This window comes from Nocardioides sp. YR527 (assembly GCF_900101045.1).
Classification (GTDB): Bacteria; Actinomycetota; Actinomycetes; order Propionibacteriales; family Nocardioidaceae; genus Nocardioides.
This window is the reverse complement of record NZ_FNFN01000001.1, coordinates 853,669-865,824: the sequence shown is the minus strand read 5'-3', so window position 1 is coordinate 865,824 and position 12,156 is coordinate 853,669. Positions and strand designations below refer to the sequence as shown.

Below are 12,156 nucleotides of genomic sequence, written 5' to 3'. Positions count from 1 at the left end.
GCCACACCGGGTTAGACATGCCGCGTCAGGCGGCGAACATCCGGCTGACCCGTAGACCCACGGACCACCACATTCAGGGGAAGACATGAGAATCGGCGTACCCAAGGAAGTCAAGAACCACGAGTACCGGGTGGCGATCACCCCCTCGGGCGTCCACGAGCTGGTGGCCAACGGCCATGAGGTCTTCGTCCAGGCAGGTGCCGGCGTCGGCTCCTCGATCTCCGACGACGACTACGCCGCGGTCGGTGCCAAGATCCTCGGCGACGCAGACGAGACCTGGGGCAACGCCGAGCTGGTGCTGAAGGTCAAGGAGCCGGTCGCGGAGGAGTACCACCGCCTGCGCGAGGGCCTGACCCTGTTCACCTACCTCCACCTGGCCGCCGACAAGCCGCTGACCCAGGAGCTGCTGGCCAAGAAGGTCACCGCGATCGCGTACGAGACCGTCGAGCTGCCCAACCGGGCGCTGCCGCTGCTCTACCCGATGTCGGAGGTCGCCGGCTGCCTGGCGCCCCAGGTCGGCGCCTACAACCTGCTCAAGGCGCAGGGTGGCCGCGGCACCCTGATGGGCGGCGTCGGCGGTGTCGCCAACGCCAAGGTCGTCATCATCGGTGCCGGTGTCTCCGGCCAGAACGCCGCCAACATCGCCTTGGGGATGGGCGCGGACGTCACCCTGCTGGACACCGACCTGGAGAAGCTGCGGATGTCCTTCTGGCGCTACTCCAACCAGGTCCACGGGCTCGCGTCCAACAAGCTCGCGCTCGAGGAGCAGGTGCTCCAGGCCGACCTGGTCATCGGCGCCGTGCTGATCCCGGGCGCGGCCGCCCCGAAGCTGGTCACCAACGAGCTGGTCTCGCGGATGAAGCCCGGCTCGGTGCTCGTCGACATCGCCATCGACCAGGGCGGCTGCTTCGAGGACTCCCACGCCACCACCCACGCGGACCCGACCTACCAGGTCCACAACTCGACCTTCTACTGCGTGGCCAACATGCCCGGTGCGGTCCCCAACACCTCCACCTACGCGCTCACGAACGCGACGATGCCGTACGCCGTCGCGCTCGCCAACAAGGGCTGGACCCAGGCGCTGCGCGACGACGCCGCGCTCGCCAAGGGCCTCAACACCCACGCCGGCCAGCTCACCAACGCCCCCGTCGGTGAGGCGGTCGGCATCGACTCGATCGCGCTGGAGACCGTCCTGGCCTGAGCCCGAGTCGGCGCGTTCTGACACACAACCCCGCCGAGTCGGCTCGTCATGACGAGCCGACTCGGCGGTGTGTTTGGTCACGACGAGCCGACTCGGCTGGTTGGATGGGCAGGGTGACGAAGGTGGAGCACGCGATGCGTACGTATCTCGACCATCTCAGCGTCGAGCGGGGCCTCGCGGCGAACACGCTGTCCTCCTACCGGCGCGACCTGAGAAGGTACGCCGAGTTCCTCGCCCAGCAGAGCGTCGATGACCTCACCGGGGTCTCGGAGGCGACGGTGTCGGGGTTCCTGGCACACCTGCGCGAAGGCAGCGAGGAGCACCCGGCGCTCAGCGCGACCTCCGCGGCGCGCACGGTCGTCGCGGTGCGCGGGTTCCACAAGTTCGCCGTGGCCGACGGGATGGTCGAGGCGAACCCGGCCGGTCACGTGAAGCCCCCGCGCGCGGAGAAGCGGCTCCCCAAGGCACTCCCGCTGGCCGACGTGGAGGTGATCCTGGAAGCGGCCGGCGCACCCGGCACCCCGCTCGCTCTGCGCGACCGGGCCCTGCTCGAGGTGCTCTACGGCACCGGCGCCCGTATCTCCGAGGCGGTCGGCCTCGACGTCGACGACCTCGACCGGGTCGACCATGTCGTCCTGCTGCGCGGCAAGGGCGGCAAGGAGCGGATCGTCCCGGTGGGCTCCTACGCCATCGAGGCGGTCGAGGCCTACCTGACCCGGGCCCGTCCCGATCTCGCGGCCGCACGCTCCGGAGGCGCGCTCTTCCTCAACGCCCGCGGCGGCCGCCTCTCCCGTCAATCCGCCTGGACCGTCCTGACCCGTGCCGCCGAGCGCGCCGGGATCCACAAGGACGTCTCGCCCCACACCCTGCGCCACTCCTTCGCCACCCACCTGCTGGACGGCGGTGCCGACGTACGTGTCGTGCAGGAGCTGCTGGGCCATGCGTCGGTGACCACGACGCAGATCTACACTCTTGTCACCGTGGACAATCTCCGAGAGGTCTTCGCGACCGCACACCCGAGGGCCCTGTGACAGCGTCTGCAGATTCGACCAAACCCGGCGACTGGATCCCCAAGGTCGGAGCGAGCCCCGACGACGTCTACGAGGCGGTCGTGACCTGGGCCGAGGGGAGCGGCCGCAGCCTCTACCCCCACCAGGACGAGGCGATCATGTCGATCCTCGCCGGCGACAACGTCATCCTGGCGACGCCGACCGGTTCGGGGAAGTCGCTGGTGGCGGCGGGGGCCCATGCGGCGGCGCTGGCCGAGGACAAGGTCTCCTTCTACACCGCGCCGATCAAGGCTCTGGTCAGCGAGAAGTTCTTCGACCTCGTGGAGACCTTCGGCGCCGAGAACGTCGGCATGCTCACCGGCGACGCGAGCGTCAACGCCGATGCCCCGATCATCTGCTGCACCGCCGAGGTGCTCGCCAATCTCGCGCTCCGCGAAGGCAAGCATGCCGATGTCGGGCTCGTCATCATGGACGAGTTCCACTACTACGGCGAGCCCGACCGCGGCTGGGCGTGGCAGGTGCCGCTGCTCGAGCTCCCGCAGGCCCAGTTCCTGCTCCTCTCCGCCACTCTCGGTGACACCAGCGCGCTGGCCGAGGACATCACCCGGCGAAACGGCCGCGACACCGTCCTCGTCGACCAGGCGGAACGACCCGTTCCGCTCACCTTCGACTGGCGGCTGACACCGCTCCAGGAGACCCTCGAGGAGCTCGTCACCACCGGCCAGGCGCCGGTCTACGTCGTCCACTTCACCCAGAAGGACGCCGTCACCCACGGCACCTCGCTGCTCAACGCCGGCTGGCTCAAGCTCTCCACCGAGGAGAAGGACCAGATCGCCAAGCGGCTCGAGCCGGTCCGGTTCGCCGCCGGGTTCGGCAAGACCCTGGCCAAGCTCCTCAGGAAGGGCATCGGCGTCCACCACGCCGGCATGCTTCCCCGCTACCGGCGCCTGGTCGAGCAGCTCGCCCAAGCAGGCCTGCTCAAGGTCATCGCCGGCACCGACACCCTCGGCGTCGGCATCAACGTTCCGATCCGTACGGTCCTCTTCACCGGCCTGGCCAAGTTCGACGGCCGCCGCCAGCGCATCCTGCGGACCAGGGAGTTCCTCCAGATCGCCGGCCGCGCCGGCCGGGCGGGCTTCGACACCCAGGGCTACGTCGTCGTCCAGGCCCCCGAGCACATCATCGAGAACGAGAAGGCCAAGGCGAAGTCCGAGGAGCGCCGCAAGGCCGGCAAGAAGAACTCCAAGGCCCAGCTCAAGAAGCCGCCCGAGGGCACCGTGGTGTGGACCGAGGCCACCTTCACCAAGCTCGTCGACGGCGCCCCCGAGCCGCTGCAGAGCAAGATGAAGGTCGACAACTCGATGATCCTCAACGTCGTGGCCCGCGACGAGGACGCCTTCGAGGTGATGCGCCGGATCACCATGGACAACCACGAGGAGCGGCGCACCCAGCTCAAGCTCGCCCGGCGGGCCCTGCGGCTGACCCGCTCCCTGGTCCACAGCGGGGTCCTGACCAGGCTCGCCGAGCCGGATGCGTACGGACGCCGGTACGTCCTCACCGAGGCGCTCCCCGCCGACTTCGCGCTCAACCAGCCCCTGGCGCACTTCGCGCTCGCCGCCCTGGACACGCTCGACCCGGAGTCTCCCGAGCACACCCTCGAGATCGTCTCGGTGATCGAGTCCGTCCTCGAGCCGCCGCGCCAGATCCTCTTCGCCCAGCAGCACGAGGCCCGCGGCAAGGCGATCGAGAACATGAAGGCCGACGGCGTCGAGTACGACGAGCGGATGGCGCTCATCGAGGAGATCACCTGGCCCAAGCCGATGGCCGAGCGGCTCGAGGCGCTCTTCGAGGTCTACCGCGGCACCCACCCGTGGCTGCCCGAGGACGCCCTCGACCCCAAGTCGATCCTGCGTGAGATGTACGAGCAGGGGATGACCTTCACCGACGTCGTACGCCGCTACCAGCTCGCCCGCTCCGAGGGCCTGGTGCTGCGCTATCTGACCGACGCGTACCGGACCTTCCGGCACACCGTCCCCGAGACCCACAAGAGTCCCGAGATCGAGGACCTGATCGAGTGGCTGGGGGAGACCATCCGGCAGACCGACTCGAGCCTGCTCGACGAGTGGGAGGCGCTCTCCGACCCCGAGCACATCCCGTCGGCCGTGGCCCACCACGAGGCGCCACCGCCGCCGCGGTCGCTGTCCCAGCAGACCCGCGCGTTCGAGATCATGGTCCGCAACGCGATGTGGGCCCGGGTCGACGCGGTCTCGCGAGACGACCTCGACACGCTGATGTCGCTGGAACGCTCCGCGGCCGACCGGCTCGAGCCCGCGCGCGACGTCGTGATGACCAGGTCCCGCTGGGACGACGCCCTCGAGGCCTATTTCGCCGAGCACGACGACGTGGGCATCTCCGCCGACTCGCGCTCGCCCAGGCTGCTCACCTGGACCGTCGAGCGCGGAACTCCAGCTGGCGTGGACGAAGATGACGAGACGTACGACGAGACCCGCATCTGGAGGATCACCCAGACCCTCGACGACCCGGCAGGCGACCACGACTGGGTGATCGAGGCGGTGGCCGATCTGGACGCGAGCGACGAGGCCGGCGAGCTGGTCCTGGCGACGGTGGCGATGCGGCGGCTGTGACCCGGTTGTCGAGGTCCGCTAGCGTTGAGCCGTGCGCAAGCTACTGAAGAACCCGATCGTCGTCGCGGCCGTCGCCAAGATCGCCAACGAGGCTCGCAAGCCCGAGAACCAGAAGAAGATCAAGGACGCTGCGAACAAGGCCTACGACCAGTTCCAGAAGCGCCGCAAGTCGCGCTGAGCCCGTCGAGCGGGCCACCGCTCGGGCGGAGATTCATCCACAGGTTTCTCCACATCCAAGGCCCTTCCTGTGGGGCTGGCGGGGCGCCAAGTGCACAGGTCATCAACAGATTCGGGTCCCGTAGCAGAATCACCCGGATTTGCCTTGTGACACGCCCGGCGCGGCTCCTACAGTCGCGCAGATCCGGGTCTTAGAGTCGCCGTGTCGACATATAGACCCGCTAGCCGTGATCGCCCAGGGCCGCGGCAACTTAACCGGGGGTGGAGGAATGGAAGACAGCTATTTCGGAGCAGGTGGTGCGACCGCGCCGCAGATGCCTCCGCAGACGCCGGCAGCCCCGCCGCCGGCCTATCCGCCCTCGGCCCGGCTGCGCGCCAACGCCCCCGAGCCCGAGGAGGGCTCCTACTCCCCGGGCAAGAACAAGATGGGCCCGACCGGTCGCCCCTGGCCCCACCTCCCTGAGCCCGGCCCCGCCACCGGCGGGCCCGCTCGTACGGTCGCGATGGTCAACCAGAAGGGCGGGGTCGGCAAGACCACGACCACGATCAACCTGGGTGCCGCGCTGGCCGAGCACGGCCGCAAGGTCCTGATGGTCGACTTCGACCCGCAGGGGTCGCTCTCGGTCGGCCTGGGGCTCCAGCCCAACGAGATCGAGCTGACCGTCTACAACCTGCTGATGGAGCGTGACATCACGCTCGAGGACGTCGTCGTCCCCTCCGGCATCGACGGCGTCGACCTGCTCCCGGCCAACATCGATCTCTCCGCCGCCGAGGTGCAGCTGGTCCAGGAGGTCGCCCGTGAGCAGACCCTGGCCCGCGCACTGGCTCCGGCCGTGGCCAACTACGACGTGATCCTCATCGACTGTCAGCCGAGCCTGGGCCTGCTGACCGTCAACGCGCTCACCGCCTCCGACTCCGTCGTCGTTCCGTTGGAGTGCGAATACTTCGCGCTGCGTGGCGTCGCGCTGCTCAAAGACACCATCGACAAGGTTCAGGAGCGGCTCAACCCGCGTCTGAAGATCGACGGAATACTGGGCACGATGTACGACAGCCGCACCATGCACAGCCGCGAGGTCATGGAGACCCTGGTCAACGGCTGGGGCGACCGCGTCTTCCACAGCGTCATCCGTCGCACGGTGAAGTTCGCCGACTCCACCGTGGTCGGCGAGCCGATCACCGAGTACGCCTCCAGCTCCACCGGCGCCGACTCCTACCGGATGCTCGCCAAGGAGGTGCTGGCCCGATGGGAACGCGGCGAGTGAGGGTTCCGGCCGCCGACGACCTGTTCCGGCGTACGTCCGACGGTGCCAGCTCCGCAGCGGCAGCCGAGGCGAAGGCCCGTCCGGTGCATGCCGTGCCCGAGCCGGCCGACGAGGCGCCGGCGGCCAAGAAGCGGTCCAGCGGACGCGTACGTCATGACGAGAAGATGACGGTCTACATCACCTCCGAGGAGCTGCTCGAGCTCGAGCACGCCCGGCTCAACCTGCGGGCCAAGCACAGCATCGCGGTCGACCGCGGCCGACTGGTGCGCGAGGCGCTCGCGATCGTGCTGGCCGACCTGGAGGAGTACGGGGACGACAGCGCGCTCGTGCACCGGCTCGGCGAGTGACGGTCACGCAGATGACAGATGCCCCTACGGGGGCCGAGGAGCAGGAGTCGAGCGGCGCCGGGGGGTTCGAGGTGCGCCTCGAGAACTTCGAGGGTCCCTTCGACCTGCTGCTCAGCCTGATCGCCAAGCACAAGCTCGACATCACCGAGGTCTCCCTGGCCACGGTGACCGATGAGTTCATCGCCTTCGTCAAGAAGGGCGCGGGGGAGGAGGGCAGCTGGGACCTCGAGCAGACGTCCAACTTCCTGCTGGTCGCCAGCACGCTCCTCGATCTGAAGGCGGCCCGGCTGCTGCCGCAGGGCGACGTCGAGGACGAGGAGGACCTCGCTCTGCTCGAGGCGCGCGACCTGCTCTTCGCGCGGCTGCTGCAGTACAAGGCGTTCAAGCAGGTCGCGGCCGTCTTCGGCGAGCGGCTCGCGAAGGAGTCCAAGCGCCACCCGCGCTCGGTCCAGCTCGAGCCGCGCTACGCCGGCCTGCTGCCGGAGGTGCTGATCGGGATCGGGCTGGACCAGTTCGCCCAGCTCGCCGCCGCCGCGATGGCGCCCAAGCCGGGGCCGCCCGAGATCGGGCTCGCCCACATCCATGGCTCGAAGGTGTCGGTCAAGGAGCAGGCGGCGCTGGTCATCGAGCGGCTGCGAGCGTCGGGACAGGTGACCTTCCGTGGCCTGTGCTCGGATTCGCCCGACACGCTGACCACCGTGGCCCGGTTCCTCTCGCTGCTGGAGCTCTTCCGTGAGGGAGCGGTGGCCTTCGACCAGGTCACCGCACTGGGTGAGCTGACCGTACGCTGGACCGGCGACGAGGCGCTCGATGTCGACGAGCTGATCCAGGACGAGTTCGAGGGGCAGCCGCCCGCGGAGGGCGGCGCCGATGATGGGGAGAAGGACGATGACTGAGGCCTCCGAAGAGACGCTCGCGATCGAGCTCGCCGATCTGCGCCCGGCGCTCGAGGCGGTGCTGATGGTCGCCGACGAGCCGCTGGAGGCGGCCGCGCTGGCCTCGGCCGTGGCCCACCCGACCGCGACGGTCGTCGAAGCTCTGGAGGGTCTCTCCGCCGAATACACCGAGCAGCGCCGCGGCTTCGACCTGCGTAACGTCGCGGGCGGCTGGCGGTTCTACACCCGCGAGGCCTACGCCGACGTCGTCGGGGGCTTCGTGCTCGAGGGCCAGCAAGCGCGGCTGACCCAGGCCGCGCTGGAGACGCTCGCCGTGGTGGCCTACAAGCAGCCCGTCTCGCGCGCCCGGGTCTCCGCGATCCGCGGCGTCAACGTCGACGGCGTGATGCGCACGCTGCTCACCCGCGGCCTGGTCGAGGAGGCCGGGCAGGACCACGAGACCGGCGCCAACCTCTACCGCACCACCGGCTACTTCCTCGAGCGGATCGGCATCACCGACCTCGGCGACCTGCCCGAGCTGGCTCCCTACCTGCCCGACCTCGCCGACATGGAGGAGGAGCTGACCGAGCAGGTCAGCCAGGAGGCGCTCGCTGCTCAGCCCGAAGAGGGCGCGGCAAATGGGGATGACTCGGCGGATACGGCAGAATCGTAAACGTGAGCGAGCGTCAGCGAGTAAACCAGACAATCATCACGCGGCCGCGTCCGTACACTGGCGCTTGCGCTACGGAGGCGGCCGCGTGAGCGACCTGCCTGAGCGTGACGATCTGCCGCTGGACGATGAGGGCCTGATCCGGCTCCAGAAGCTGCTGGCCCTGGCCGGCATCGCGTCGCGGCGCGGCAGCGAGATCCTGATGCTCAACGGCTCCGTCGAGGTCAACGGCGAGGTCGTCACCCGCCTCGGCACGAAGGTCGACCCCGGCAAGGACGTCGTACGCGTCGACGGCAAGCGGCTCCCGCCGATCTCCGGCAAGGTCTACCTGGCCCTCAACAAGCCGCGTGGCGTGGTCTCGACGATGAGCGACCCCGAGGGCCGCCGCAACCTCTCCGACCTTGTCGCCGACCGGCCGGAGCGCCTCTTCCACGTCGGCCGGCTCGACACCGACACCGAGGGCCTGATCATTCTCACCAACGACGGTGACTTCGCCCACCGGCTGGCGCACCCCAGCTACGAGGTCGACAAGACCTACGTCGCCGAGGTCACCGGCGAGATCTTCCCCAACGTACGCAAGCGGCTCCTCGCCGGCGTCACCCTCGAGGACGGCCCGGTGACCGTGACCAAGGCCCGGATCATGGAGACCCGCAAGGACAAGTCGATCATCGAGCTGGTCATCCACGAGGGCCGCAACCGCATCGTGCGCCGCCTCCTCGATCACCTCGGCCACCCGGTCACTCGACTGACCCGCACCCGGATCGGTCCGGTCCGGCTGAGCACCATGAAGCCCGGCGACATGCGCGACCTCTCCCGCGAGGAGCTCGGCGAGCTGCTCGACACCACCGAGCTCTGAGGCTCGGAATTCTGAGTGCGTACGCCGCCTCGAGCCGCTAAGGTCAACGGCATGCAGCAGCGCGCGATGAGCACGACGACGCCGGACCCACTCCGGCGCTGACCTGCTGTCCACTTTTCGCAGACCGCCCCGGAGCAGTGCTCCGGGGCGGTTCTCGTCTCTGGCGGCGGTGCTCCGGGCCTTGACCTCAGGAGCACACCCATGGACCTCGATCATCGAGATCTCAACCGCGATCTCTCCATCTTCGCCACCGACCCGCTGGCGGGCTCGGGGCTGCCCTTGTGGCTGCCCGACGGGGCCGTCCTCTTCGCCGAGCTGGAGCGCCTCGCCGCCGACCTGGCCCGGGCCGACGGCTGCGTACCCGTCAAGACCCCGGTGCTCGGCAAACGCGCGCTGTTCGAACGCTCGGGACACTGGGCGAAGTTCGCAGACGACATGTTCCCGCCGATGTCGATGGGTCCGGGTCCGGAGGAGGACGACCTCGTTCTCCGCCCGGCCAACTGCCCCCACCACGCACTCCTCTACCGGGCCCGCCCGCACTCCTACCGAGAGCTCCCGATCCGACTGCACGAGCTCGCACCGATGTTCCGCGCCGAGCGGTCCGGGGTGCTCTCTGGGCTGAGCCGGGTGCGTCAGATCAACCTCGACGACACCCACGTCTTCTGCCGTCCCGACCAGGTGCGGGACGAGGCCGCGCGAGCGCTGCGGTCCGCGCTCGAGGCCCAACGGATCCTCGGTCTCCGCGTGGACTACGTACGCCTCTCCCTGCGAGACGGCTCGCCGTCCTACCTGGGCTCTGACTCCCAGTGGGCCGACGCCGAGAAGGCCCTGCGGTCAGCGGTCGATGACGCCGGGCTGGAGGCGTACGGACTGGAGCTGTCGGAGGCTCCGGGCGAGGCAGCCTTCTACGGACCCAAGCTCGACCTCCAGGTCATCGACCCCGCGGGCCACGAGGAGACCATCGCCACCGTCCAGCTCGACTTCAACCAGCCCGAGCGGTTCGACCTCACCTATGACGACGCCGACGGCTCTCGTCAGCGAGTCGTGATGGTCCATCGAGGCACCGTCGGCTCCATGGAGCGAGTCGCGGCGGCCGTGCTCGAGCGCTACCAGGGTCGCCTACCGTTGTGGTTGGCCCCGTCCCAGATCGCCGTCCTCCCGGTCTCCTCGGACCAGGACCCGGCCGCTCGGGGGCTCGTGGACGCGCTCATCGCCGAAGGTCTCCGCCCTCGGCTCGACCCTGGGGGTTCGCTCGGTGCCAGGATTCGTGAGTCCCGGCGGCGGCGGGAACCGTTGATCGCGGTCATCGGTGGGGTCGAAGCCGAGGCGGGGGAGGTGCAGGTGCGTGATGTCGCTCATGGGGTTGAGCGGCGGGTCTCGGTTGCTGATCTGGTTGGGGTCATGAAATCGGCCTATGTCTCGCGGGCTGGCGAGGTGTCCTGGTGAGGTCTGCTGGTGATTCGGACCGATTCTTCATGGTGGGTGTGGGCCGCCGACCCGTTCTCTGAGGATGTCCTCGACGGGCCCCGGAGTAAAGGACGGCCTTCGGCCGCCGGCTTCGCCGGCCGCTTCGCGGTCCTTGACACCGGCGCCCGTCGAGAAAGATTTGGCTGGCTATCGGGGCGGCGGCCCGGGTGTGGCGCAGCGGAATCCTGTCGGGATCAGTGGGGCCTGCGGGGTGGAGGGGTGGCCCTTCGGGCCACTTACCATCCACAAGGACGATGTCGTTCGCTCACCGCGAAAATGGCGTTTGACCTGCACCTATAGGTGGCTAGGTATCCGTTCACGGGCGTAGAATCAGACCCATCACGACACACCTCTGAGGGGAGGGAAGCGATGAGTCTCGAGCACGACATCGACCACCGGGGCAGCCATCCCGGTGACGCCATCGACGCCGAGATGAGCGCCATCGAATCCTCCCTCGACAACCTGTTGTCCCGAGACCCCGCCTACTGGCGCACCAGCCAGAAGAAGGACCGCCTGGCCCGGTTGGAGCGAATCCACGCCAAGCAGGCCGCATTGAAACTCCGCATCCTGGCCGCCGCCGGCGACATCGCCGAGGAGACCGGTGCCAAGGACGCCTCGGGGTGGATGCGGACCGAGCTCCTGGTCGACAAGGCGGTCGGGCGAGCACAGGTGAAACTGGCCACCGCGGTCGCGAAATACGACCTGGTGGCTGCCGGCCTGGCCGAGGGTGTGGTGTCCCAGGACAAGGCGAGGGTGATCACCAAAGCCCTCGACGCCATCGAGGCCGACCCCGCTGCGGGTGCTGAGGACCTGGTCCTGGCCGAGAAGCTCTTGGTCGACCACGCCACCCGACTGACCGCCAACGAGCTGCGGATCGTCGGGAAGAAGATCCTCGCCGAGATCGACCCCGAACGATTCGAAGCCGCCGAAGCCAAAGCGCTGCAGCGAGAGGAAGAACAGGCCCAACGACGTACGTTCTTCTCCTCCCGCGACAACGGCGACGGGACCATAGACATCCACGCCCGGGTCTCCCGCGCCGTCGGGATCCGGTTGCGCACCATCCTGGACTCGTTGGCCCAGCCCCGGAAGTGGTCCGCGCAGGACAAGGGCCGCAAAGCCCCCTATGACCGGTTGCTGGGTCAGGCCTTCGCCCGCGTGGTCGAGACCTACGACGTGGAGAACCTGCCCCGCCACGGCGGGCACGCCACCACGGTCTTCATCACCATGAGCCTCGATGAACTCCGGGCCGACCTGGGCACTGCGGCGTTGGGGTTCGACGGCGACCAGATCACCGCCGCCGAAGCCCGCCGGATGGCCTGCAACGCCGATCTGGTCCCGGTCGTGCTGGGTTCTGATTCCGAGATCCTCGACCTCGGCCGCACCGCCCGCCTGGCCCACCCGATCCAACACCGAGCCCTCCGACTCCGAGATCAAGGCTGCCAAGCCGAAGACTGCGACGCCCCCGCCGCCTGGACCGAAGCCCACCACCTCAAACCCTGGTCCGAAGGCGGCAAATCAGACATGGCCAACATGGTGTTGTTGTGCCCCAGTGACCATCGCCGCATCCACGACGCCGACGTCACCTATGAGCGCCTCCCGGGCGGACGGATCCGGTTCACCCGGCGAACCTGAACCGGCCACACCCG

At 68.9% G+C, this 12,156-nt stretch carries 11 protein-coding genes; all 11 read left to right on the top strand.

Annotated elements, in window-relative coordinates:
• Positions 1 to 85: 85 nt before the first annotated feature.
• Complete coding sequence (gene ald / locus BLT25_RS04135; protein ID WP_091042179.1) at positions 86 to 1,201, top strand: alanine dehydrogenase; 1,116 nt, start codon at positions 86 to 88, stop codon at positions 1,199 to 1,201.
• Between the two features lie 134 nt (positions 1,202 to 1,335).
• A complete protein-coding gene (gene xerD, locus BLT25_RS04130) occupies positions 1,336 to 2,232 on the top strand; it encodes a site-specific tyrosine recombinase XerD (RefSeq protein WP_091042506.1) in 897 nt (298 codons plus the stop codon).
• Positions 2,229 to 4,856: a DEAD/DEAH box helicase gene (locus BLT25_RS04125; RefSeq protein ID WP_091042177.1), complete on the top strand. Its 2,628-nt coding sequence runs from the start codon at positions 2,229 to 2,231 to the stop codon at positions 4,854 to 4,856. Before xerD ends, BLT25_RS04125 begins: the two co-directional genes overlap by 4 nt.
• 31 nt (positions 4,857 to 4,887) lie before the next feature.
• Positions 4,888 to 5,034 (top strand): hypothetical protein, encoded by a 147-nt coding sequence (locus tag BLT25_RS29710; protein ID WP_176883483.1) that lies wholly within the window; start codon positions 4,888 to 4,890, stop codon positions 5,032 to 5,034.
• Between the two features lie 313 nt (positions 5,035 to 5,347).
• Positions 5,348 to 6,295, top strand: a complete 948-nt coding sequence (locus tag BLT25_RS04120; protein WP_371113320.1) for a ParA family protein — start codon at positions 5,348 to 5,350, stop codon at positions 6,293 to 6,295.
• A complete protein-coding gene (locus BLT25_RS04115; protein ID WP_091042173.1) occupies positions 6,277 to 6,642 on the top strand; it encodes a hypothetical protein in 366 nt (121 codons plus the stop codon). The genes BLT25_RS04120 and BLT25_RS04115 overlap by 19 nt, the downstream gene beginning before the upstream one ends.
• A gap of 11 nt (positions 6,643 to 6,653) precedes the next feature.
• Positions 6,654 to 7,538, top strand: coding sequence for a segregation and condensation protein A (locus BLT25_RS04110; protein ID WP_091042503.1), 885 nt, complete (start codon positions 6,654 to 6,656; stop codon positions 7,536 to 7,538).
• Positions 7,531 to 8,190: an SMC-Scp complex subunit ScpB gene (scpB, locus tag BLT25_RS04105; RefSeq protein ID WP_091042171.1), complete on the top strand. Its 660-nt coding sequence runs from the start codon at positions 7,531 to 7,533 to the stop codon at positions 8,188 to 8,190. The genes BLT25_RS04110 and scpB overlap by 8 nt, the downstream gene beginning before the upstream one ends.
• Before the next feature lie 85 nt (positions 8,191 to 8,275).
• Positions 8,276 to 9,043: a pseudouridine synthase gene (locus BLT25_RS04100; protein WP_091042169.1), complete on the top strand. Its 768-nt coding sequence runs from the start codon at positions 8,276 to 8,278 to the stop codon at positions 9,041 to 9,043.
• Positions 9,044 to 9,244: 201 nt separating this feature from the next.
• A complete protein-coding gene (thrS, locus tag BLT25_RS04095) occupies positions 9,245 to 10,489 on the top strand; it encodes a threonine--tRNA ligase (RefSeq protein WP_091042166.1) in 1,245 nt (414 codons plus the stop codon).
• A 390-nt stretch (positions 10,490 to 10,879) separates the two neighbouring features.
• Entirely contained in the window at positions 10,880 to 12,142 is a 1,263-nt protein-coding gene (locus BLT25_RS04090) for an HNH endonuclease signature motif containing protein (RefSeq protein ID WP_091042164.1), read from the top strand.
• The last annotated feature ends 14 nt before the right edge of the window (positions 12,143 to 12,156 follow it).